This is a genomic window from Palleronia pontilimi (assembly GCF_016412875.1).
Classification (GTDB): Bacteria; Pseudomonadota; Alphaproteobacteria; order Rhodobacterales; family Rhodobacteraceae; genus Palleronia; species Palleronia pontilimi.
The window spans coordinates 135,919-159,468 of record NZ_JAEKPD010000002.1; the positions used below are offsets into that span (position 1 = coordinate 135,919).

At 65.2% G+C, this 23,550-nt stretch carries 23 protein-coding genes and 1 tRNA gene; 13 read left to right on the plus strand and 11 right to left on the minus strand.

Going from position 1 to position 23,550, the window contains the following annotated elements; all coding sequences use genetic code 11:
* Positions 1–102 precede the first annotated feature (102 nt).
* The 3 genes from ILP92_RS03540 to rpoD all read left to right on the plus strand — a co-directional run bounded on the left by ILP92_RS03540 (position 103) and on the right by rpoD (position 4,877).
* Positions 103–525, plus strand: a complete 423-nt coding sequence (locus ILP92_RS03540; RefSeq protein ID WP_198914993.1) for a hypothetical protein — start codon at positions 103–105, stop codon at positions 523–525.
* Positions 526–793: 268 nt separating this feature from the next.
* Positions 794–2,737, plus strand: a complete 1,944-nt coding sequence (dnaG, locus tag ILP92_RS03545) for a DNA primase (RefSeq protein WP_198914994.1) — start codon at positions 794–796, stop codon at positions 2,735–2,737.
* Positions 2,738–2,885: 148 nt separating this feature from the next.
* Positions 2,886–4,877 (plus strand): RNA polymerase sigma factor RpoD, encoded by a 1,992-nt coding sequence (rpoD, locus tag ILP92_RS03550; RefSeq protein ID WP_198914995.1) that lies wholly within the window; start codon positions 2,886–2,888, stop codon positions 4,875–4,877.
* A gap of 1 nt (position 4,878) precedes the next feature.
* Here the strand turns inward: rpoD and ILP92_RS03555 are convergent, their stop codons facing one another.
* From ILP92_RS03555 to ILP92_RS03565, 3 genes are all read right to left on the minus strand, one after another.
* On the minus strand, positions 4,879–5,460 hold the full coding sequence (locus tag ILP92_RS03555) for a DedA family protein (protein WP_198914996.1): 582 nt from the start codon (positions 5,458–5,460) through the stop codon (positions 4,879–4,881).
* A gap of 52 nt (positions 5,461–5,512) precedes the next feature.
* Positions 5,513–5,716: a dodecin family protein gene (locus ILP92_RS03560; protein ID WP_198914997.1), complete on the minus strand. Its 204-nt coding sequence runs from the start codon at positions 5,714–5,716 to the stop codon at positions 5,513–5,515.
* An 83-nt stretch (positions 5,717–5,799) separates the two neighbouring features.
* Complete coding sequence (locus tag ILP92_RS03565) at positions 5,800–5,997, minus strand: hypothetical protein (protein WP_198914998.1); 198 nt, start codon at positions 5,995–5,997, stop codon at positions 5,800–5,802.
* An 81-nt stretch (positions 5,998–6,078) separates the two neighbouring features.
* On the opposite strand from ILP92_RS03565, the gene ILP92_RS03570 reads away from it, so the two are divergent.
* A complete protein-coding gene (locus ILP92_RS03570; protein WP_198914999.1) occupies positions 6,079–6,492 on the plus strand; it encodes a secondary thiamine-phosphate synthase enzyme YjbQ in 414 nt (137 codons plus the stop codon).
* Positions 6,493–6,584: 92 nt separating this feature from the next.
* Here the strand turns inward: ILP92_RS03570 and ILP92_RS03575 are convergent, their stop codons facing one another.
* The 7 genes from ILP92_RS03575 to ILP92_RS03605 form a co-directional block, all read right to left on the minus strand.
* Positions 6,585–7,442, minus strand: a complete 858-nt coding sequence (locus ILP92_RS03575) for a fumarylacetoacetate hydrolase family protein (protein ID WP_198915000.1) — start codon at positions 7,440–7,442, stop codon at positions 6,585–6,587.
* A gap of 197 nt (positions 7,443–7,639) precedes the next feature.
* Entirely contained in the window at positions 7,640–9,151 is a 1,512-nt protein-coding gene (locus ILP92_RS03580) for a sugar ABC transporter ATP-binding protein (protein WP_198915001.1), read from the minus strand.
* Positions 9,148–10,149, minus strand: a complete 1,002-nt coding sequence (locus ILP92_RS03585) for an ABC transporter permease (protein WP_198915002.1) — start codon at positions 10,147–10,149, stop codon at positions 9,148–9,150. Before ILP92_RS03585 ends, ILP92_RS03580 begins: the two co-directional genes overlap by 4 nt.
* A 13-nt stretch (positions 10,150–10,162) precedes the next feature.
* A complete protein-coding gene (locus ILP92_RS03590; RefSeq protein WP_198915003.1) occupies positions 10,163–11,137 on the minus strand; it encodes an ABC transporter permease in 975 nt (324 codons plus the stop codon).
* 56 nt (positions 11,138–11,193) lie between these two features.
* Entirely contained in the window at positions 11,194–11,985 is a 792-nt protein-coding gene (locus ILP92_RS03595; protein ID WP_198915004.1) for an SDR family NAD(P)-dependent oxidoreductase, read from the minus strand.
* A gap of 88 nt (positions 11,986–12,073) precedes the next feature.
* Positions 12,074–13,039: a sugar ABC transporter substrate-binding protein gene (locus tag ILP92_RS03600; protein WP_198915005.1), complete on the minus strand. Its 966-nt coding sequence runs from the start codon at positions 13,037–13,039 to the stop codon at positions 12,074–12,076.
* A gap of 72 nt (positions 13,040–13,111) precedes the next feature.
* Positions 13,112–13,348 carry a hypothetical protein gene (locus ILP92_RS03605; RefSeq protein WP_198915006.1) on the minus strand — a complete coding sequence of 79 codons (237 nt, stop codon included), beginning with the start codon at positions 13,346–13,348 and terminating at the stop codon, positions 13,112–13,114.
* A 19-nt stretch (positions 13,349–13,367) separates the two neighbouring features.
* On the opposite strand from ILP92_RS03605, the gene ILP92_RS03610 reads away from it, so the two are divergent.
* The 6 genes from ILP92_RS03610 (at position 13,368) to ILP92_RS03635 (ending at position 19,960) form a co-directional block, all read left to right on the plus strand.
* Positions 13,368–15,095, plus strand: coding sequence for an ABC transporter substrate-binding protein (locus ILP92_RS03610; protein ID WP_368667834.1), 1,728 nt, complete (start codon positions 13,368–13,370; stop codon positions 15,093–15,095).
* A 17-nt stretch (positions 15,096–15,112) separates the two neighbouring features.
* On the plus strand, positions 15,113–15,922 hold the full coding sequence (locus ILP92_RS03615) for an SDR family NAD(P)-dependent oxidoreductase (RefSeq protein ID WP_198915008.1): 810 nt from the start codon (positions 15,113–15,115) through the stop codon (positions 15,920–15,922).
* Positions 15,923–15,988: 66 nt separating this feature from the next.
* Entirely contained in the window at positions 15,989–17,287 is a 1,299-nt protein-coding gene (locus ILP92_RS03620) for a M24 family metallopeptidase (RefSeq protein ID WP_198915009.1), read from the plus strand.
* Positions 17,288–17,290: 3 nt separating this feature from the next.
* Positions 17,291–18,055 carry an SDR family oxidoreductase gene (locus tag ILP92_RS03625; RefSeq protein ID WP_198915010.1) on the plus strand — a complete coding sequence of 255 codons (765 nt, stop codon included), beginning with the start codon at positions 17,291–17,293 and terminating at the stop codon, positions 18,053–18,055.
* A gap of 13 nt (positions 18,056–18,068) precedes the next feature.
* Entirely contained in the window at positions 18,069–18,812 is a 744-nt protein-coding gene (locus ILP92_RS03630) for an SDR family oxidoreductase (protein WP_198915011.1), read from the plus strand.
* Positions 18,800–19,960: an alpha-hydroxy acid oxidase gene (locus tag ILP92_RS03635; RefSeq protein ID WP_198915012.1), complete on the plus strand. Its 1,161-nt coding sequence runs from the start codon at positions 18,800–18,802 to the stop codon at positions 19,958–19,960. The genes ILP92_RS03630 and ILP92_RS03635 overlap by 13 nt, the downstream gene beginning before the upstream one ends.
* 185 nt (positions 19,961–20,145) lie before the next feature.
* Here ILP92_RS03635 and ILP92_RS03640 read toward each other — a convergent pair.
* Positions 20,146–20,219, minus strand: a tRNA-Cys gene (locus ILP92_RS03640).
* 194 nt (positions 20,220–20,413) lie between these two features.
* Here ILP92_RS03640 and ILP92_RS03645 point away from each other — a divergent pair.
* From ILP92_RS03645 to ILP92_RS03655, 3 genes are all read left to right on the plus strand, one after another.
* Positions 20,414–21,667: an MFS transporter gene (locus tag ILP92_RS03645; protein WP_198915013.1), complete on the plus strand. Its 1,254-nt coding sequence runs from the start codon at positions 20,414–20,416 to the stop codon at positions 21,665–21,667.
* Between the two features lie 81 nt (positions 21,668–21,748).
* Positions 21,749–22,324, plus strand: coding sequence for a DUF924 family protein (locus tag ILP92_RS03650; protein WP_198915014.1), 576 nt, complete (start codon positions 21,749–21,751; stop codon positions 22,322–22,324).
* Between the two features lie 49 nt (positions 22,325–22,373).
* Complete coding sequence (locus ILP92_RS03655) at positions 22,374–23,522, plus strand: MFS transporter (protein WP_198915015.1); 1,149 nt, start codon at positions 22,374–22,376, stop codon at positions 23,520–23,522.
* Positions 23,523–23,550: the final 28 nt, after the last annotated feature.

The window sequence follows — 23,550 nt, forward strand, 5'->3', positions numbered from 1 at the left end:
TGGGTCCGATGGACGAGGAAAACACGACCTGCATCAGGCCGCTTGCGGATCGCGGACGGTCGGCACAGTCTGCGCGGGAACAAGACGACGGAAGGAAGTCACATGAAGCCATTTCTGACGGGCGCGCTGGGCGCGCTGGCGCTGGCGGGATGCATGCAACAGCCGATGCCCGAGATCGATCCGCAGGAGGCGGCCAATGCGACGGCCAACCCGCCCGAGCTATCGGCGGTCCTGGCCCAGCTCGAGCCCGCCGAGGGCAAGCCGCTGGGCGAAGGCCTGACCCTGCGCGATGCGCGCGGCGAGGGGGGACGCCTGGTCTTGGACATGGCGCTGGACAGCGACGCGGCCATCGCGACGCCGCAGACGCGGGCGGAATTCATCGCCGGGTTCGAAGACAGCTTCGGCCAGCAGCTTTGCGCCGTGCCTGCCCTGCGCGCCTTCATCCAGACGCGGGGCGGTGTGACGGCGACGGTGGCCGCCCCCGACGGCACACCCGTCGCGTCGCGCAGCATCGACGCCTGCTAGCGGTCCGTTGGGGTGCCCGGCCCGCGCCGGGCCGGGCGTGGCCGCACGGACTGTGCCGACGCGGCCATCTGGCAGGACGGCAGGATGAGCTTCGGTCTCGGCTGAGGCCTGGCGCGGTGTAGTGGCAGCGGCACGGAGATCTTTCCGGACCAGTGATGACAGGAATGCGGCACCTTGGTCATCACTGGTCTGAAAATACCTGAAAGAGGGCCCTTACCGGCGCGCGCGCCCTCTCGACTCTGGGCGCGCGCGGACCGATATTGAAGCGATGAGCTTGCCCCCCGGATTTCTGGACGAATTGCGCGGCCGACTGAGCCTGTCCCAGGTGGTCGGTCGCAAGGTCATGTGGGATAGCCGTAAGTCCAACCAGGGCAAGGGCGACATGTGGGCGCCGTGTCCGTTCCACCAGGAAAAGACCGCCAGCTTCCACGTGGATGACCGCAAGGGGTTCTACTATTGCTTCGGCTGCCACGAGAAGGGCGATGCCATCGGTTTCGTGATGGCGACCGAGAACCTGTCCTTCATCGAGGCGGTGAAGCTCTTGGCGGACGAGGCCGGGATGCAGATGCCCGACCGCGATCCGCGCGCGGCCGAGCGGGCCGAAATGCGCGATACGCTGGTCGACGTGATGGAGGCGGCGCAGCGCTTCTACCAGATGCAGCTGGCGGGGGGCGGCGGTGCCGCGGCGCGGCGCTATCTCGAAGGCCGCGGCCTGGACCGCGCCGCGCAGGAGCGGTGGGGTCTTGGCTTCGCGCCCGAGGCCTGGGAGGCGCTGCGCGAGCACCTGGTCGGCAAGGGCATCGCGGTCGAAAAGCTGGTGGAAGCCGGGCTGGCGAAGACATCGCAGAAGGGCAAGGCGCCCTACGATACCTTCCGCAACCGCATCATGTATCCCATCCGGGACGCGCGCGGGCGCTGCATCGCCTTCGGGGGCCGCGCCATGGACCCCGACGACAACGCGAAATACCTGAACTCGCCCGAGACGCCGCTGTTCGACAAGGGCCGCACGCTTTACAACATCGGGCCCGCGCGCGCCGCGGCGGGCAAGGCGCAGCTGATCGTGGCCGAAGGCTACATGGACGTGATCGCGCTGGCCGAGGCGGGCTTCGCCGCCACCGTCGCCCCGCTCGGCACGGCCATCACCGAGGACCAGTTGCGCCTGATGTGGCGGATCAGCCCCGAGCCGATCATCGCGCTGGACGGCGATGCGGCGGGCCAGCGCGCGGCGCTCCGGGCGCTGGACCTGGCGCTGCCCTTGATCGAGGCGGGGCAGAGCCTTCGGTTCTGCCTGATGCCGAAGGGCAAGGATCCCGACGACGTGCTGAAGGATGGCGGCGCGCCCGCGATGCAGAAGCTGCTCGACGCCGCGCAGCCCATGGTGGACCTGCTGTGGAAATCCGAAACCGAGGGCCGCGACCTGGCGACGCCCGAAGCGCGCGCGGCCTTGGACAAGTCCCTGCGCCAGCGGCTGGGCCGCATCGCCGATCCGTCGCTGAAGCGGCATTACGGCGACGCCATCAAGGAACGGCGTTGGCAGCTTTTCAATCCCCGCAAGCCCAGAAGCACCTGGCAGCCGGGCAGGGGTCGTGTCGCGCCGCAGATCCCGGCCACGACGACGCGCGCGTCGGTCCTGGTCGCGGGCGGCGAGGCGGTCGAGCAGGGATTGCGCGAACAGGTCGTGTTGGCGATCCTGCTGCGGTTCGGCGGATTGGTCGCCCGGGTCGAGGATGCGCTGGGGTCGGTCGACTTTCGCGGCGACGGCCACGCGGGGCTGCTTCGTGCCATCCTGAGCGCCGACGGGCTGCCGGTCGACGAGCGCGATGTTGCGATTGCCCGGGACGCACCGTCCGGTGCCCTTGAAAAGCTGCAATCCGCGGGCCATCTGCGCGTAGTACCGGCGCTGAAGGTCAACGATCCCGACCTGGCGGCCGTGTGCCTGGGCGAAGAGCTGGCCAAGATGCTGGCAGCGCAAGGTGCCGCGCGCGAGATCGCCGAAGCGATGGAGGATTTCGCGCAGGAAACCAGCGAGTCGCTGACGTGGCGGCTGGGCCAGGTGGCCTTCGCCCGCGACCAGGCGCAGTCGGGTCAGGCCGAAGATACGGCCGAATACGAAGAGGCCCCGAACGGGGTGAAGATGAGTCGGGCCGAGCGCAATGCGCTGGACGGGCTTTTGGACAAGATCGGGCTATCTGGTCACTCGAAAAAGAAGTGATGGTGCAAAGCTGGGAAGTTGCTGGGTAATTTGGTAATCGAATCACGGTAAACATTTCGCGAATCACCCGATTCGGTTGATTCGCGGGTAGCCGGATGCGCCGGGGGACGCAGGGTGCATCTGGGCTCAGGGGTTAAGGGAGTGGCGCATGGCCGCGAAAGACAACGACGAGCGCAAGCAGGACGATCAGGACGGCGAGGTCATGCTGGACATGAGCCAGGCCGCCGTGAAGAAGATGATCGCCGAGGCGCGCGAGCGCGGCTACATCACCTATGACCAGCTGAACCAGGTCCTGCCGCCCGAGCAAGTCAGCTCGGAGCAGATCGAAGACGTCATGTCGATGCTCAGCGAAATGGGCATCAACGTGATCGAGGACGACGAGGCGGAAGAAGAGGACAAGAAATCCTCGACCGACGTGGCGACCACGTCCAATTCGCGCGAAGTCGCCGTTTCGACCTCGGAAAGCGAAAAGCTGGACCGCACCGACGACCCGGTGCGCATGTACTTGCGCGAGATGGGATCGGTCGAACTGCTCAGCCGCGAGGGCGAGATCGCCATCGCCAAGCGGATCGAGGCCGGTCGCAACACCATGATCGCGGGGCTTTGCGAAAGCCCGCTGACCTTCCAGGCCATCACGATCTGGCGCGACGAATTGCTGTCGGAAGACATCCTGCTGCGCGACGTCATCGACCTTGAGACCACGTTCGGCCGCTCGATGGGCGAGGACGAGGAAGAAACCACCGTAACCGCCGGGGCCGCGACCGCGGCGGGCGGCGACGCGAAGAAGACCGAGGACAAGCCCGAGCTGGACGCCGACGGCAACCCGATCGAAAAGGCCGACGACGAGGAAGACGAGGACGAGCAGGCCAACCTGAGCCTGGCGGCCATGGAAGCCGCGCTGAAGCCGCGCGTGCTGGAAATGCTCGACGTGATCGCGCATGACTATTCCGAGCTCAGCGAGATGCAGGACCTGCGCATGTCCGCGACGCTGAACGAGGACGGATCGTTCAGCGAGAACGCCGAGGAGAAATACCAAAAGCTGCGCGGCGAGATCGTCGAGCTGGTGAACGAGCTGCACCTGCACAACAACCGCATCGAAGCGCTGATTGACCAGCTTTACGGCATCAACCGCAAGATCATGTCCATCGACAGCGCCATGGTGAAGCTGGCCGACCAGGCCCGCATCAACCGCCGCGAATTCATCGATGCCTATCGCGGCTACGAGCTGGACCCCACGTGGCTTGACCGCATGTCCGACAAGGCCGGGCGCGGCTGGCAGGCGCTGGTCGAACGCTCGACCCCGAAGGTCGAAGAGCTGCGCGGCGAGATGGCGCAGGTGGGCCAATATGTGGGCGTCGATATCAGCGAATTCCGCCGCATCGTCCAGCAGGTCCAGAAGGGCGAAAAGGAAGCCCGTCAGGCCAAGAAGGAAATGGTCGAGGCAAACCTGCGCCTGGTGATCTCCATCGCCAAGAAATACACGAACCGCGGCCTGCAATTCCTTGATCTCATTCAGGAAGGCAATATCGGCCTGATGAAGGCCGTGGACAAGTTCGAGTATCGCCGTGGCTACAAGTTCAGCACTTATGCCACGTGGTGGATCCGCCAGGCGATCACGCGCAGCATTGCCGACCAGGCGCGCACGATCCGCATCCCGGTCCACATGATCGAGACGATCAACAAGCTGGTGCGCACCGGTCGCCAGATGCTGCACGAGATCGGCCGCGAGCCGACGCCGGAAGAGTTGGCCGAGAAGCTGCAGATGCCGCTCGAGAAGGTTCGCAAGGTGATGAAGATCGCCAAGGAGCCGATCAGCCTCGAGACGCCCATCGGCGACGAGGAAGATTCGCAACTGGGCGATTTCATCGAGGACAAGAACGCCGTCCTGCCGTTGGATTCGGCCATTCAGGAGAACCTGAAAGAGACGACGACGCGTGTCCTGGCGTCGCTGACCCCGCGCGAGGAACGCGTGCTTCGGATGCGCTTCGGGATCGGCATGAACACCGATCACACCCTGGAAGAAGTGGGCCAGCAGTTCAGCGTCACCCGCGAACGGATCCGCCAGATCGAAGCCAAGGCGTTGCGCAAGCTCAAGCACCCCAGCCGGTCGCGCAAGCTGCGCTCGTTCCTGGATCAGTAGGTTAACGGCGCGCCGTCCGGGCGCGCCTGACCCGCCGCACGATCCGCCGCATCGACCAGGTGACGACGAAGAGCGCTAGTCCGGCCGCGAACAGGATCTGCAGCCAGACTGGCATTTCCGCGCGCAACTTGCCCAGGAACAGCGAGATGTCCTTGCCCAGCGTGACGGCGATGAGCGCCCAGAGCTGGCAGGTGACGAAAGTGATCGCCGCGTAAATCGGGAAGGCGATGCGGGATCCGGCGCCAAGGGCCACCGGTGCCAACGTGCGCGTGCCTGGCACGAAGCGGAAGGCCACCGCCAGTGCCACCGGGCGTTTCAGGTATTTCGCGGCGAATTCGGTCGCACGCGGCCCGTCGAGCACGCGGCGGGTACGTGGATGGTGGCGCGAGGATCGCGCGACGGTGAAGAGCCCCATATCCGACGTCCAGCCGCCAAGCCCGGCGGCGACGATCGTGGCCGTGTAGGGCAGCACGCCCTGATGGGCCAGCACACCCGCGCTGACGGCGACCGCGTCGCCTTCGATCATGCAACCGAAGGCCACGAAAAGCAGGCCGTATTGGTCCAGAAGGCTCGCGATATCCATCGCGTCCACATTAACCAGCCTGCCCGCGTGGAAAAGCGGATATCGCCCGGCTTCAGTCTTCGAGCAGGAAGGTTACCATAAGGTTGACTTGGTAGTGCTGGATCTGGCCGTTCTCGACCCCGACGCGCTGCTCCTTGATCCAAGCGCTGACGACGTTGCGCAGCGTCTTGGACGCGCGGTTCACGCCTTTTTCGACGGCATCTTCGAAACTGACGGATGAGGTGGATGAGATTTCGGTCACGCGGGCCACGGACATGGGAGCCTCCTTTGCTGGTGTGTTCCGCCAGCATTGCAGGCCTGCCCGCCGCCCGGGTTGATCTTGCGCAATCGGTCGGTCGCTCAGGTGCGGTTCGCCTGGTTCGGATCCGACGTGGTGCCCGGACCGGTCGTGGGATCGTCGGGGCGGTCCGTCGTGGCGCCGTCGTTTGCTTCGGGCGGTGTGACATCCGGCGTCTCGGGCGTTTTTTCGGGAAGGCCGGTCTTGTTGGCCTGGTTCGGGTCATTGGTCGTGCCGGGGCCGGTCGTTGCTTTGGTCATGGAACGCTCCTGTGTCATGTGCCACGTCAACGGCTGCGGCGTGTCTTGCGTTCCGGGCGCGTCTTGCCGCAGGGTTCGGGCATGCAAAGTGACCTCTTCTTGCAGACACGCGGTCCCGGCCTGGTCGAGATCACCAGCCAGGTGGCCGCCGAACTGCCCCGGAAAAGCGGCTTGCTGACGCTTTTCGTGCGCCATACTTCCTGTTCGCTGCTGATCCAGGAAAACGCCGATCCCGCGGTTCGGCGCGACCTGCTGGCGTGGTTGGGGCACTTCGTGCCCCGCTCGGATACGGACGAGATGGCGTTTATCACCCATCGCGCCGAGGGGCCCGATGACATGCCCGCCCATATAAAGGCCGCGCATCTGCCTGTCAGCCTTCAGATCCCGGTGCAGGATGGCCGAATGCGGCTGGGCACCTGGCAGGGGATCTATCTTGTCGAGCATCGGGACGCGCCGCACCGCCGCGAGGTCGCGTTGCATTTCGCGCCGGATTAGGTCGCACCAGATGACGGTTGGGTATGGCCGGGGCCCGTTGCCCGGCCATACGTTCAGGGCGTGTGGGATGGTCGCAGGCGTCAGACCGAGGGTCAGGACGCTGCGAGCACGGACGCCGTTTGTTGGCCCAGGCCGTCGATGCCCAGGCTCACGACTTCGCCGCCCTTCAGGAACCGCGGGGGCTTCTGGCCCATGCCGACACCCGGCGGCGTGCCCGTGGAAATCACGTCCCCCGGCTGCAGGCTCATGAAACGGCTGCAATAGGCGACCAGGTGCGGCACCCGGAAGATCAGGGTCGAGGTGTTGCCCGATTGCTGGCGCGCGCCATCGACGTCGAGCCACATTTCAAGGTTGTCCATGTCCGCCACCTCGTCGCGCGTGACGAGCCACGGCCCGGTCGGCCCGAACGTATCGCAGCCCTTTCCCTTGTCCCAGCTGCCGCCCCGTTCCAGTTGGTATTCACGCTCGGACACGTCGTTGATGACGCAAAAGCCCGCCACGTGGTTCATTGCATCGGCCTCGTCGATATAGGCGCCCGGGTCTCCGATCACGACGCCCAGCTCGACCTCCCAGTCGGTCTTTGTCGAGCCGCGTGGGATCTGGATGGGATCGTCGGGGCCCTGCACGGACGAGGTCCACTTGTTGAAGATGATCGGCTCGTCCGGGATCGGCATCCCGGCCTCTGCGGCGTGATCGGCGTAGTTCAGGCCGATGCAGATGAACTTGCCGATGCCGCCCACGCAGGCGCCGAGCCGCAGATCCTTCTGCGGGGTGCCGTCGACCACGGGCAGGGTGCCTGGATCGAGGTCCCGGAGCGCCTGAAGGCCGTCCGAGCGGAGCGTGTCGCCGCCAATGTCGGCCACGACGTTGGAGAGGTCCCGGACCCGGCCATCCGCATCGAGCAGGCCCGGTTTCTCGGCACCGGGGGGGCCATAGCGAAGAAGTTTCATGGAATTACCCTCGTTTGTCGGAATGTTTCTTGTGTCGGTGGTCGTGCCACCTTGTGCCAGGTTCGACCCGCGGCCGCCCGGCGATCAGGTTCAGCAGGCCACCTTCCTGCCGCCGTCGGCCAGCGCGCTTCCTGCGCGGGCAGGGTTGAGCGCCATCGGATTACCCACCCGCCCCGATCCTGCAAGGCCGAGCCGCATCACGCCGCCTGGTCGGCCTTGATCCCGGAAATGGCCTGGATCAGGTTGTCTTCCGTCACCTCGTCGGACGTGAAGGTCCGCATGATCCGGCCCGAATACATGGCAACGATCCGGTCCGAGACGTGCAGCACCTCGGGCATTTCCGAGCTGATCACCATGACGGCATAGCCTTTCGCCGCGAGCGCCCTGAGCAGCTTGTGGATCTCGGACTTGCTGCCCACGTCGATGCCGCGGGTGGGCTCGTCCACGATCAGCAGGCTCGGGTGCATGGACAGCCACTTGCCGATGACGATCTTCTGCTGGTTGCCGCCCGACAGGTTGCCGACCTGCTGGCGCCAGCTGGGCGTGCGGATGTCGAGCTGGTCGCGATACTGGTCGAAGATCGCGATCTCGGCGCCCTCGGCCACGAAAGGACCGGCTTTCAGGTCGTCGACCTGGGGCAGGGTCATGTTGTCGCGACAGTTCATCCCCAGCACCAGTCCCTGGCCCTTGCGATCCTCGGGCACTAGGCTGATGCCGCGTGTGATCGCATCGGCGGGCGAGCTGATCCGGACCTCTTGGCCGTCCAGGAAGATCTGCCCCGCGCTGGGGTCGCGCAGACCGAACAGGGTCTCAGCGATTTCGGTCCGGCCCGCCCCGACGAGGCCGTAGAAGCCCACGACCTCGCCACGCCGCACCTCGAAACTGATATCCTTGTAGAGCTTGCCGCAGCTGAGATTGCGCACTTCCAGCGCCACATCGCCGATCTCGTGGTGCGATGCGTTGCGGGTCAGGTCCAGCTTGCGGCCGATCATCAACTGGGTGACGGATTCTTCGTTGGTTTCCCGGGTGTTGACCGTGCCTTGGTACTGGCCGTCGCGCAGGACGGTGATGCGGTCGGTGATCTTGAAGATCTCTTCCATCCGGTGCGAGATATAGATGATCCCCACGCCATCGGCCTGCAGGTCCGAGATCACGTCGAAGAGCACGCTTTTCTCGGCATCGGTCAGCGACGCCGTGGGCTCGTCGAAGATCACAGCCTTGGCGTCCACCGTCAGCGCGCGGGCGATTTCCACCATCTGCTGGTTGGCGATGGACAGATCCCCCACCAGCGTGTTGGCGTCGAAGCCCACGTTCAGCTTCTTCAGGATCGCGTTGGTCTTGTCGGTCAGGGTGGTCCAGTCGACACGGCCGAAGCTTTTGCGCGGCAACTCGCCCAAGTAGATGTTCTCGGCCACGCTGAGTTCTTCGGCAAGGCTGAGTTCCTGGTGGATGAACACGATGCCCTTGGCCTTGGCCTCCAAGGGTCCGGCCATGACGACCCGGTCGTCGCCCATGTAGATCGCGCCCTCGTCGGGCTGGTGGATGCCCCCCAGCACCTTCATCAGCGTGGACTTGCCCGCCCCGTTTTCACCCATCAGGGCGTGGACTTCGCCGGGCATGACGCTGAAGGACACGCCGTCGAGCGCGCGCACGCCGGGGAAGGTTTTCACGATACCGTCGAGGCGCAGGATTGGCTTTGCGTCGGTCATACTTTCAGCTCCTCTTTGCCCTTCACGTTCAGCTGGCGATCCAGGAACAGCACGGCGATCAGGATCAGGCCGATCACCAGATTCACGGTCGATGTGTCGGCGCCGATATGGCCCAGCCCCTTGCGCAGCAGCTGGATCGCGATGACGCCGCCGAAGGTGCCGATAACGGACCCCGCGCCGCCGGTGATCTTGGTGCCGCCAAGGACGACGGCGGTGATAACCCATAGCTCGTAGAGCTGGCCGTCATTGGGGTTCACCGATCCGGATTCTGAGTAGAAGACGACCGCCGACAGCGCCGCCAAGAAGCCGATGATCGCGAAGTTGATCATCATGTGCGGACCCACCCGGATGCCGGCGTTGACGGCCGCGTCGCGGTTGTCGCCGATGGCATAGGCGTTGCGGCCGTGCACGGTCCTGGTCATCAGGAACCAGACCACCCCCGTGACCGCCAGAAGGAACCATGACGCGGTGGCGAGGCCCAGGAATTCGGCCTCGGCCAGGTCGACCAGCGTCCAGTTCAGGTGGCTGGTCGGATTCTCGCCGTTGAACATGAAGACGATGCCGCGATAGCCCAGCATCGAGCCCAGCGTGACGATGAAGGCGTCGACGCCGGTCTTCCAGACGATCAGCCCGTTCAGCGCGCCAAGGGCGGTGCCCACGGTCAGCGCCAGCAGCCAGGCCACCGGGATCACCCAGTCGCCCAGGCCCGCGAAGATCGGCCAGGTCATGCTGTCCAGCAGCACGATGGCGGCGATGGCGTAGGTGGCGCCGACGCTCAGGTCGATATTGCCGTTTACCATCACGATGGTCATGCCCATCGCGATGATCCCGATCGGCGCCGACTGCTTGAGCAGCAGCAGCATGTTTTCCCAATCCATGAAGGCCGTGTCGCTGAGCGACATGTACGACCCCGCCACGGAGAAGAAGATCAGTTCCAGAACGATGAAGCCCCAGATCGCGCCGCTTTTCAGCGCCTTGGACAGTGCACCCGGTTGCATGGTTCCCCTCCGTTCAAGCGATTGGTGACATGAGCTTGCCGCGCTTGGCCGCGATATCGAGCCAGACAGCAAGGATGATGATGATCCACGTCACGACGAACTGGACGTAGAATTGCAGACCCAGAAGCAGCAGGCCGTTCTGGATGAAGCCCAGGATCAGCACGCCGATGACGGTCTTGAAGATCGTGCCCGAGCCGCCCATCAACGAGGCGCCGCCAAGGATGACGGCGGCCAGGACCTCGAGCTCCAGCCCCTGTCCCACGGTGTTTTGCGAGCCCAGCGATCGGCTGGCCTGGATCAACCCCGCGGTCGCCACGCAGGCGGACGAGATGATGTAGCAGAAGAAGACGGTGCGCGCCCGGCGGATGCCCGAGAAGGTGGCCGCCGTGCCGTTGCCGCCCACCGCGTAGACCTTGCGCCCGAACGGCGTCTTGGACAGCACCAGTCCCAGGAATGCGGCCAGCAGCAGGAAGATCAGGATCGGCACGGGAATGCCCAGCGCCGAGCCCTGTCCGAAGACGCTGAACCAGGTGCCTTCCTTGTCGGCGATGTCCATGTTCTTGCCGCCCGAATAGGTCAGCGTCAGGCCGTGGATGGCCGATAGCATACCTAGAGTCACGATCAGCGAATTGAGCTTGAGATAGCCGACGAGAAAGCCGATCAGCGCGCCCAGCGCCAGGGTCATGGCAAACATCGCCGGGATCGCGAGGAACGGTCCGATCTTGTCGTGCAAATCGAGCACGACGATGGTCGAGAACGACATCATCGAGCCCACCGACAGGTCAAGATTACCGCTGATGACCACGAAGGTGACGCCCAGCGCCATGACCCCCAGGATCGCCGAGGACCGAACCACGCTGAAGACGTTGTCCACGGTCAGGAACTTCGAGTTCGCGAACGTGAAGGCCACGATGAAGACCGCGAAGGCGATCAGGATCCCCTGCTTCGCCAGAACGCTGCCGATCTGTTGCTTCGAAACTGTCGCCATAATTCCTCCCTTGGGCTTTCGGGCCGGTCGCTGGCCCTTGACCCGATGAATGTCGTTCAAACCAGTGTCATGCCTCCGTCGATCATGACGATCTGGCCGGTCATGTAGTCGCTGTCCTTCGACGCAAGGAACGTCGTCGTCCCCGTGATGTCGGCGGGTTTCGCGACGCGGCCCTTCAGAATCTCGGCGCTGAATTCCTCCATCGCCTGGCCGGGACGCTCGGACGCCCCGATTTCCAGCAGGTCCTTGTCGACCTGGTCCCACATCTCGGTCGCCACCACGCCCGGCGCGAAGCCGGTCACGGTGATGTTGTGCTTGGCGAGGCCCCGGGCGCCCGATTGCGTCAGCGACACCACAGCCCATTTCGATGCGCAGTATGGGGCCACGTTGTCGAACCCCTGGCGGCTGGCGATGGACGCGGTGTTGACGATCTTGCCGCCGGTGCCCTGGTCGATCATCTGGCGCGCGGCTTCCTGCATGCCGATCATGCAGCCCAGACCGTTCACGCCCATGATGAAATTCCAGTTGTCTTCCGTCACGTCGAGAAAGTTCATGGGCTTGTTGACGCCCGCATTGTTGAACTTGACGTCGAGCTGTCCGAACGTCTCGACCGTGTGCGCGATCATGGCGCGGACGGCGTCGCGGTCGGTCACGTCGACCCGCGTCGAGGTGACGGCATCCTTGTGACCATTGCTGCGGGCCGCTTCGGCCACTTCGGCCACCTTGTCGCCGTTGATATCGGCGAAGCAGACCTTGGCGCCTTCGCTCAGCAAAGCCTCGCCGATGGCGCGGCCTATGCCCTGCGCGGCACCCGTCACGATGCAGACCCGTCCTGATACGCGTCCCATGGCGCACCTCCCTTGATTGCCGTTTGTCCTTCGGGGACGTGCGGGGCGCGTGGTCGGTCCACGCGCCCCGCATTTTGGGAGGGGCCGATCAGAAGACCGGCTTGGAGAACTCGCTCATGTTCTCTTGGGTGATCTTCGGCGTGTCGAAGTAGTTCAGCTTCGGCACTTCCTTGCCTTCGAGCACGTCGATCGCGGTTTGCAGGGCGGCCTCGGCGTCATCGACCGGCGACTGGTAGATCGAGCCCCAGTAATCGCCCGCTTCCATCGCTTCGTAGCCGACCGAGAAGTTCGTCGCGCCGACGAAGATGATGCCGTCGCGGCCCGCGGCCTTGGCGGCGTTCAGCGCGCCCACGCCCATGTTGTCGTCGCCGGCATAGACGCCGTCGATGTCGTCATACTTGACCAGGAAGGCTTCCATCACCTGCTGCGACTTCTCGCGGTTCCAGTCGCCAGGCTGGGTTTCGACCAGCGTCACGTCCGGGCAGACCTCGGGCAGGCGATCCTCGAAGCCCTTGGCGCGCTCGATCGCGGTGGTGTAGCCGGGCTGGCCGCTGATCTGCACGACACGGGCTTCGCTTTCGATGCCCATTTCCTTGAACTTGTCGCACATGATCTCGGCCGAACGCGATCCTTGGGTGATGTTGTCGGGGCCCGAGAACGAGGCAATGAAATCCTGTCCCTGCTCGGCGATGTTCGAATTGGTGACGATCACCGGGATGTCGGCCTGCGACGCTTTGCGGACAGCGGGGATCACGGCCTCGCCGTTGGTCGGCCAGATGATGATGGCGTCCACATCCTGCTGGATCAGGTCTTCCATCTGGGCAATCTGGCGAGCCACGTCGCCGCCCGCGTCCAGCACGACCGTCTCGACCATGTCGTTGGCCTCGGCCGCGGCAATGAAGGCCTGTTCGTAGGTGGTCTGGTAGCTGTCGACGCCGACATTGTTCTGCGTGATGCCGATCTTCATGGTCTCGCTGTGGCTGGCGGCCATGGCGGCGCCGGCGAACATGGCGGTTGCCGCGGTGGTGGCAACAAGGGCATTGCGAAGTTTCATCTGGTTTCCTCCCGGAACTTCTTGGTTTCTGGTCGTTCGTTGTCTCGGACGTCTCATCCGTGCGTCCGCACATCATTCCTTGAGACGAATGATCCCCGACATCTTGGCGCATCCAAACTGATCAATCTGCACGAGAAATATCCATATTGGACAAAATAATATCCAATCTGGATGAATCGGCGGTATCGTGGCGCTGTCAATTTGAACAATTCTTGGAGGTGCAATCGTGACTCGGCCGAAATCGTCCAGATCGGACAGGGCTGCGACAGCGCGGTCGGTCAGGAACCAGGAAAGAACAGCGACATCCATGAATGCAATGGCTGCACATATGGACAAGACACATCGCTCGCCAAGCAGCGCGACCGAGATGCTTGACCTGCTGTCGTTCCTGGAAGAGTTCAGCGACGAGCTTGAAGGCTCGTTCGACCTGGTGGGTCCCAACCCGCATCTGCGGATGATGCTGCATCTTCTGCGCGGCCATGTGGAGGCGCGCGTGATCACGCCCACATCGGCCATCGGTGCCAGCCGCGTGCCCTACGCGACAGCCAACCGGCGGCTGAAGGAAATGGTCGCCGCCGGGCTGGTCGAACAGCGCCCGCGCACCGCCAGCGGCAAGAGCTTCTCGATTCACCCCAGCGACGCGCTTTTGTCCCAGTGGACGCAGCTTTCGGGCCGCATCCGTCGGATGTGCCAGGCGCGTTTCGGCGGCGAGACGCAGATCGACGATACCAAGGATTACTACTTCGGCGGCAGCTACAGCGCGGCGCGGTCAATCCCGCCGCTGAGCGTCCTGACAGAACCGCTGCGGGTGGCCGGGGGCTTGCGCGTGCTGGCGCATGGCGATCCGACCTTCATGGTGATGGTCAACCTGAAGCGGCAATTCGAACAGGCCATCGGCGTGCGGATCAACCAGCGCGCCTTTTCCATCGACCGGCTGCGCCAGGAAGCGTTGCGCAACGCGGAAAAGGCCGCCAGCCGCTATGACATCATCGCTGTCGATCTGCCGTGGATCGGGGAATTCGCCGAGCGCGGCGTGCTGATGCCGCTGGATCAAGTGATGGATATCGCGCGGCTGGATCCGGCCGATTTCCACACCGCAGGCTGGACCGCCGCGCATTGGGGCGGCCGGGCCTACGGCGTGCCTGCCCAGACCACGCCCGAACTGCTGTTCTATCGGCGCGACCTTTTCGCCGATGCTGGGCTGGAGCCGCCGCGCACCACGGACGACCTGTTGGTGGCTGCGAAGACGTTGCACCAGCCGCATCGCGGCCGCTACGGGATCGCCTGGAACGCCGCGCGCGGCACGGCGCTTGGCCATACGGTCCTGATGGCGATGGCCGATTTCGGCCAGCCGGTCCTGGACCTGCCGCGGATCGCGGGCGGCTTCGACGCGGCGCACCTGGCGCGCGGCGGCTACCGTCCCACCATCGACACCGAGGCCGGTCTGCAAGCCGCCGAGTTCCTGCTGGAGCTGCTGAACTATTCGCCGCCCGACATCCTGTCGATGTCCTGGTACGAACGGGTCCGCCCCTATGCGGCGGGCAAGGCCGCTATGGCCTATGGCTACACGCTGCTGGCGCCGTATTTCGAAGGCGACGACCGCTCGCCCGCTTGCGGGCAGACCGGATACTTGCCGCATCCCGCGGGTCCGGGCGGGCGCACCATCGCGCCCGTCGGCGGCTACGTGCTGGGCATCCCCGCCAACCTGCCGCCCGAACGGGTGCCTGCCGCGGTCGATGCCTTGGCGGTCTTCACGTCGCCCGAAGCGCAAAAGCTGTTCGTGCAGAACGGCAGCCGAACCAACCCGCGCTATTCCGTGGCCGCCGATCCCGAAGTGCGCCGCGCCTCGACCATCTTCGAGGCTGTGGACGAGATGTCCTGGCGCGACGAGCTGCAATTCTGGCCGCGCCCGCCGGTGCCCGAAATCGGCGGTATCGTGCAGATCTGCGGCGAGGAATTCCACGACATGCTGCGCGGCTCCGTTTCGCCGCGACAGGCTTTGCGCAACGCCCAAGGACGGGCCGACGCGCTGATACGATCTGACCAGACAAAGTGACACGAGGAGGAAAGTCCATGGACCCTGATCGCCTGAAGGGAAAGAACATTCTGATCACCGGTGCCGCCCGCGGCATGGGGGCGGCGAACGCCGAAAGCTTCGCGGCTCAGGGGGCCAACGTGTGCCTGGGCGACCTCGACGAGGCCGAGGCGCAGAAGGTCGTCGACAGGATCAACGCCGAGGGCAACGGCAAGGCGATCGCGGCCAAGATGGACGTGACCAAGCGCGCGGACAATGCCGCCGCCGTCAAGGCCACCGTCGACGCGTTCGGTTCGATCAACGTGGGCCTGTTCAACGCGGGCCTCAACAAGCCCCGGTTCTTTATGGATATCGACGAAGACAACTGGGACATGATCATGAACGTCAACACCAAGGCCATGTGGCTGGGCATGCAGGAAACCGCCCGCCAGATGATCGCGCAGGGCCCGATGGAGGATCATCCCTACAAGCTGATCAACGTGGGCTCGATCGCGTCGCGCAAGCCGCTTGTCGATGTAACGGTCTATTGCACGTCGAAATACGGCTGCCTTGCGCTGACCCATTGCGGCGCCATCGGCCTCGCCGAGCACAACATCACCGTGAACGGCTACGCCCCCGGCGTCGTCGTCACCCCGCTCTGGGAACAGCTGGACAAGGACCTGGTCGAAATCGGCTTCAAGGAAAAGGAAGGCCAGGCTTATGACGACATCGTGCGCGACGCGCTGCAGATCAAGCGCGTGTCCTATCCCAAGGACATCGTCGGCACCGCGTCGTTCCTTGCGTCCGACGACAGCGACTACATGACCGGCCAGATGATCCATATCGATGGCGGCTGGTGTATCCAGTAAAGGTGCCGACTTTTTCAATTTCAATCGCAAACGGGTGCCGAACCGGTGCACCCGAAGGAGGACCCCATGTCTCGCGCACTCATGCCCAACCTGCTGACACCGCAGGATCTTGAACCGAACTGGCGCTGGGAGGGCCGCTTGCCCGCGTCCGGCCACATGTCGGTGGATTTCGAACGCCGCATCGACCACGACCGGCTGCGCCGCTACCGGCTGGCGCGGACCCGCCAGGCCCTGCAGGCGTCCAACGCAGGCACGCTGCTGCTGTTCGACGTGAACAACATCCGCTACGTCAGCGCCACCAAGATCGGCGAATGGGAGCGGGACAAGATGTGCCGCTTCTGCCTGCTGACGGGTGACGACAGCCCCTATGTTTGGGACTTCGGCTCGGCCGCGATGCACCACAAGAAGTTCTCGGACTGGCTCGAGCCCGAGCACTGCCTGGCCGGCGTGGTCGGCATGCGCGGCACCATTCCGCCCGAGTTCGGCCTGATGAAGAAATACGCCCACCAGATCGCGGGCCTGATCCGCGACGCGGGCATGGGCGATATGCCGGTGGGCGTGGATTACGCCGAAACGGCGATGTTCCACGCGCTCAAGGAAGAGGGCCTGAACATCGTCGACGGCCAGCAGATCATGCTGGCGGCGCGCGAGATCAAGAACTGGGACGAGATCCAGCTGCTGACCCAGGCGGCCAGCATGGTCGATGGCGTCTACCACATGATCTACGAAGAGCTGAAGCCGGGCGTGCGCGAGAACGACATCGTCGCGCTCAGCAACAAGATGCTTTACGAGATGGGCTCGGACGACGTGGAGGCGATCAACGCCATCTCGGGCGAGCGGTGCAACCCGCATCCGCACAACTTCACCGACCGCTATTTCCGCCCCGGCGACCAGGCGTTCTTCGACATCTTGCAAAGCTACCAGGGGTACCGGACCTGCTATTACCGGACCTTCAACATCGGCCGGGCGACCAGCGGGCAGAACGACGCCTACGTGAAGGCGCGCGAATGGATCGACGCGTCCATCGACCTGATCCGCCCGGGCGTTTCCACCGACACGGTGGCGCAGGCCTGGCCCAAGGCCGAAGAATTCGGCTTTCCCGACGAAGACAGTGCCTTCGGCCTGCAATTCGGCCACGGGCTGGGCCTGGCCTTGCACGAACGGCCCATCATCAGCCGCGCCGTGTCGCTGGATCACCCGATGGAGATCAAGACCGGAATGGTCTTCGCGCTGGAAACCTACTGCCCGGCCAGCGACGGCTATTCGGCCGCGCGGATCGAGGAAGAGGTGGTCGTCACCGAAACGGGATGCGAGGTCATCAGCCTGTTCCCGGCCGAAGAACTGCCCATCGCGAACCGGTACTGAGCGATGGCCAATCCGTTCGACCTGACGGGCCGCAAGGCGCTGGTCACCGGCGGGGCCACCGGCATCGGCGAGGGCATTGCCCTCGGCCTTGCCGCCGCCGGGGCCGACGTGGCGCTGACCTATCGCAGCCACCAGCCCGACGACACGCTGAAGGCCATCGAGGCGCATGGCGTGAAGGCCGCCGCCGTGCGGGCCGATTTCGACGGCATGGATGCCGCGCAGGCCGACGAGGTGGTAAGCTTCGCCTCGGACGCGCTGGGCGGGCTCGATATCCTGGTCAACAACGCGGGCATCATCCACCGGGGCGACTCGACCGAGACGGAGTTCGAGGACTGGCGCCGCGTGCTGGCCGTCAACCTGGATTCCGTCTGGCTGCTGTCGCAAGCCGCCGGTCGCCGGATGGTGGCCCAGGGCAGCGGCAAGATCATCACGGTGTCGTCGGTGCTGGGCTCGCAAGGGGGGCTGTACGTGCCCGCCTACGCGTCCAGCAAGCACGCCGCGATCGGGCTGACCCGTGCCTTGTGCAACGAATGGGCGTCGAAGGGCGTGAATGTGAACGCCATCGCGCCTGGCTATACCGCAACCGACAACACGCAGGCGTTGCGCGACGATCCCGACCGCTCGGCGGCCTTGCTGGACCGCATTCCGGCGGGTCGTTTCGCCGAGCCGTCCGAGATCGCCGGCGCCGCCGTTTTCCTGGCCTCCGACGCAGCCGCCTATTGCCATGGCAGCGTCGTGACCGTGGATGGCGGCTGGCTTGTACGTTGAGAGAGGACAGCAGATGGAACAGACATTGCAGGGAAAGACGGCGCTGGTGACCGCCGCGGGGGCGGGCATCGGCCGCGCCTCGGCCGAGGCACTGGCCGCGCGCGGGGCCAGCGTGATCGCCACCGACATCGACGGCGCGGCGATCGAGGATCTGGCATCCACCACCGAGAATATCACCGCCCGCAAGCTCGACGTGATGGATGCCGACGCCGTGTCGGCGCTGGTCGCCGAGGTGTCGCCGGTGCAGATCCTTGTGAACTGCGCGGGCTGGGTGCACAGCGGCAGCATCCTGGACTGCGACGAAGCCGCCTGGGACCGGTCGTTCGATCTGAATGCCAAGGCGATGTATCGCGTCACCAAGGCGGTGCTGCCCGGCATGTTGAAGACCGGCTCGGGCTCGATCGTCAATATCGCGTCGATCGTCTCGAGCCTGAAGGGCGCACCGAACCGTTTTGCCTATGGCGCGTCCAAGGCCGCGATCATCGGCATGACCAAAGCCATTGCCGCCGATTTCGTCAAGGACGGCGTCCGCTGCAACGCGATCTGCCCTGGCACCGTAGAAAGCCCGTCGCTGAAGGACCGGCTGGCGGCCACCGGCGACTACGAAAAGGCCCACGCCGAGTTCACCGCGCGCCAGCCCATGGGCCGCCTGGGCAAGCCCGAGGAGATCGCCGAGATGGTGTGCTACCTGGCGGGCGACCTGTCGGCCTTCACCACGGGCCAGGCGTTCGCCATCGACGGCGGGTGGTCGACCTGATGCGGCTGGACCGTGCGGCTTCCATCGGCGACCTCAGGGCCATGGCCCAGCGTCGGATCCCCCGCTTCGCCTTCGATCTGGTCGATGGCGGGGCGGAATCCGAGCGCAACATGCGCCGCAACGTCGAAGCCTTCGAAGAGGTCGAGCTGACGCCGCGCTACATGACGGATGTGGGCCAAATCGACATGCGCGCCGAGATCTTCGGCCAGACCTTCGACGTGCCCTTCGGCATGGCGCCCATCGGGATGTTGAACGCCTTTTGGCCCGGGGCCGACCTGATCCTTGCGCGGCTTTGCAAGCGCGAAAACATTCCTTACGTGGCCAGCTCCGCCGCCTCGACGACACTGGAACAGCTGGCCGAGGCCGCCGACGGCAATGGCTGGTTCCAGCTCTACGTGTCGGGCGATCCGGACGTGACCGCCGGGCTGGTCGACCGGGCCGAGGCGGCGGGATACCCGGTGATGATGGTCACCGCCGACGTGCCCGCCGCGGGCAAGCGCGACCGCGACATCCGCAACCAGCTGAGCGTGCCCTTCAAGATCACGCCCGAAATCCTGGTCCAACTGGCGCTGCATCCACGCTGGTCGATGGAAAGCCTGGCGCAGGGTAAGCCCAACATCGCCAACTATGCCGATCTGCTGAAGGCGGCGACGTCCTATGCCGACGTGCAGAAGACGCTGATTACGCCCAGCTTCACCTGGGACGACCTGGAACGCCTGCGCGAGCGCTGGAAGGGCAAGCTGGTGGTCAAGGGCATCCTGCACCCCGCGGACGCCGTGCGATGCGCCGAACTGGGATGCGATGGGATCATCGTGTCGAACCATGGCGGTCGGCAGGTCGCTTTCGGCCCGCCGACGGTCGAGGTCTTGCCGCGCGTCGCCGAGGCGCTGAAGGGCCGGATCAAGATCATGCTGGACAGCGGCGTGCGCCGTGGCGCCGATGTCCTGCGCGCCAAGGCGCTGGGCGCGGACTTCACCTTTGCGGGCCGCGCGCTGGCCTTCGGTGTCGGGGCCGGTGGCGCCGCGGGTGCGCAGCGCGCCATGGAAATCCTGAAGCTGGAGCTGGAGCGGGCGCTGGGCCAGCTCGGCGTGTCGTCCTACGGGGATGTCGGGGCGTCCGAATTGACCGTGCAACCCACGCGGGGGTGAAGAGCCGCGCCGAGGAGCGGTTTCCGAAAGCGCGCCCCGGATGCGCCCGCGGGATCAAGTCCGGTAGTCATAGTAAAGAATCCAGGCGACCGTGTGCCCTTCGCGCCGGGATCGGGCAAAGTACTCGGACCGTTTATGGGAAGTGATTTCCAGGTGAGCCGCGGAGGTGGCTCATCCGAAAGAGGTGGAGGCGAGTACCGGAATCGAACCGGTGTACACGGATTTGCAATCCGCTGCGTCACCACTCCGCCAACTCGCCGCCGGTGGTGGTGCATGCTCTTAGCGCGGGATTTGCAGGGCTGCAAGACAAGCTGCCGGATCCACGCCGACGACGCGCGCGAAAACCGTGTCGGCCGGGCGATCCAGGCCCATTTCGATCTGGGCAGACTTCGATCTTCCTGCTAGTGGCGCGAAGCGATCCAGCGTTCCACCCATGCGATCAGGAGACACCGTATGTTCAAGGTTCTGGCCGCCGCCTGGGCGCTTTTCCTGGGCATGGGCTTGCTCATGATCGGCAACGGGATGCAGGGCACGCTGCTGGGCGTGCGCGGCGAGATCGAGGGTTTTTCGACCTTCCAGCTGTCGCTGATCATGTCGGCCTATTTCGTGGGCTTCTTGGGCGGATCGCGCCTGGCGCCCGAGATGATCCGCCGCGTGGGCCATGTCCGCGTCTTCGCGGCGCTGGCGTCGTTCATCTCGGCGGTGCTGATCCTGTATCCGACGATTACCGATGCCTGGGCATGGACCTTGCTGCGGGTTGTCATCGGGTTCTGCTTTTCCGGCGTCTATGTCACCGCGGAATCCTGGCTGAACAACTCGGTCACCAACGAGCGGCGCGGCCAGGCGCTGTCGGTCTACATGATCATCCAGATGGCGGGCATCCTGACCGCGCAGGGCCTGCTGGTGCTGGGCGATCCGTCGGGTTTCGTGCTGTTCGTGATCCCGTCGGTCCTGGTGTCCATGTCCTTCGCGCCGATCCTGCTGTCGGTCAGCCCGACGCCGGCCTTTGAGTCCACCAAGCCCATGAGCCTGCGGCGGCTGTTCCAGTCGTCCCCGCTGGGCTGCGTGGGCATCTTCCTGACCGGCGGCGTGTTTTCGGCGCAGTTCGGCATGGCGTCCGTCTATGCCACGCAGATCGGTCTGCCGGTGGCGCAGGTGGCGCTGTTCGTGGGCACGTTCTACGCGGGCGGAATGGTGTTCCAATACCCGATCGGCTTCATGTCCGACCGTTTGGACCGACGCTTGATCATCGTGGTGTCGTCGGCCCTGGGCGGCGTGGTGTGTTTTCTTGGATTATGGCCCGATCCCAGCCTGACGACGCTCTGCGTCGCCGGGTTCCTTCTGGGCGGCCTGGCCAATCCGCTTTACGCGCTGCTGATCGCCTATACCAACGATTACCTGGACTATGAGGACATGTCGGCTGCCTCGGGCGGTTTGCTGTTCATCAACGGCCTTGGCGCCGTGGCGGGACCGCTGATCACCGGCGCGCTCATCGGTTCGTTGGGGCCCCAAGGGTTCTGGGTCTTCCTGATGGTTCTGATGTTCATCCTTGCGGCCTATGCGGGATATCGCATGACCCGCCGCCCGGCACCCGACCGAAGCGAATACGGCGCCTACATCGCCGTCACGCCGTCGAGCACATTGGTGACACTTGACGCCGCTCAGGACTGGCTACAGGAGCAGGCGGAAGAAGACGACGAGGCCTAGATCGGCCAAGGCGGTTGCGAAACGGAACCCTTTGCGTCACTCTTGAAACACGCGTGGGGGCGCTTGAGCGAGGAGAGAGCGATGTCCACACCCGAAGAAGTTCTGTCCTTCTGGCTCGACGAGGTCGGCCCGTCAGGATGGTACGCGACCGACGACGCGCTCGACAGCAAGATCGTCGAACAGTTCGGCGAAACGTGGGAACGCGCTTCGGAAGGCGGGTTGTCGCTGTGGCTGACCTATCCCACCGGCACGCTGGCTTACCTGATCGTCACCGACCAGTTCCCGCGCAACATGTTCCGGGGCGATCCGCGCGCCTTCGCCATGGACCGCTTCGCCCTGGCGGCCGCCAAGATCGCCATCGCGCGCGGCTGGGACCTGCGGATCGATCCGCCCGCTCGGCAATTCTTCTACCTGCCGCTGATGCATTCGGAAAACCTGTCCGACCAGGACCGCTGTGTGCGGCTGTTCCTGACCCGGATGCCCGAGGCCGAGAACAACCTGCTGCACGCCCGCGCCCATCGCGAAGTGATCCGCGATTTCGGCCGCTTCCCGCACCGCAACGCGGTGCTCGGTCGGGCGACGACCCCGTCCGAGCGCACCTTCATGGACGAAGGCGGCTATGGCGCCACGGTGCGGGCCCTGCAGAACGCCGCCTGAGCCCGGCCGGGCGCTTGTGCCCGCGCGGCTCGGGTGATCTGCACGCACCATGTCCGACAGATCCATCACTGACTGGCCGCTGATCGCCGCGCTGTTCACGGCCGGGCTTCTGGCGGCGGCGCAATTTGCCAAGGTTGCGTTGGTGCTTCCGCAGGTTGCCGACCATTTCGACCGGCCGGTGGCGGCGGTGGCGTACCTGGTGTCGATGCTCGGGATCATCGGTATCCTGGGTGGCGTGCTGGCCGGTGGCGTCGTGGCCGCGTTGGGGGCGCGTCGCGTGATCCTTGGATCGCTGGTTCTTGGGGCAGGGGTGTCGGCCTGCGAGGCGTTCCTGCCGCCGCTGCCCGTCTTCAGCCTGCTGCGCGTGGTCGAGGGGGCATCGCACCTGGGCATCGTGGTCGCCGCGCCGCCGCTGATGGCTGGGGCGGCATCCGATCGGGACCGGCCCGTCGTGATGGCCATCTGGGCCGCTTTCTTCGGCCTGTCCTTCACGCTGTCGGCGCTGATCGTGCCATCGGTTCTGGGCGCCGGTGGATTGCCGCTTCTGCTGGGTCTGCACGGGGCGGGACTGCTCGCCATCGCGGTGCCGCTTGCACGGCGATTGGAGCGGCAGACGCGAACGCCGATGACCCTGGACCCGGTGTCGCTGCATCGGCGGATCTACAGCACCCCGCGGCTGGCCGCGCCGGGGGCGGGTTTCATGTTCTACACGCTGGTCTTCGTGGCCTTTGTCACGCTGCTGCCCGTGGCGACCGGCAAGGCGTGGCTGGCCGTCGCGCTGCCGCTATGCGGCCTGGCGGGGACCTTCCTGTCCGGACCGCTTCTGACACGTGTCACTCCGGACCAGGTGGCCGCCGCGGCCTTCGGGGCGGTCCTGGCCGGGGCGCTGGCGTTGCTGGTCGCACCCGTCCTGCTCGTGCTGCCGGTCTTCGTGGTGATGGGCCTGATCCCCGGCGCCTCTTTCGCGATGATCCCGCATCTCAACGGCAGCACCGCCGATCGCGCGCGCGCCTCGGGCTGCATCGCGCAACTGGGCAACGTGGGCACGGTCCTGGGCACGCCGCTATTCGCGCTCTGCCTTGCGGCTGGCGGCACGCCCTTCCTGTTTGGTGCCTGCGCTGCGAGCGCGGCCTGCGGATTGGCGGTCGTGCTCGGGATGCGACGGATTGTCCGTGCATCGGACCGGATAATGTCTTAATGTTCCCCTAATGTTCGTATTTCGCGTT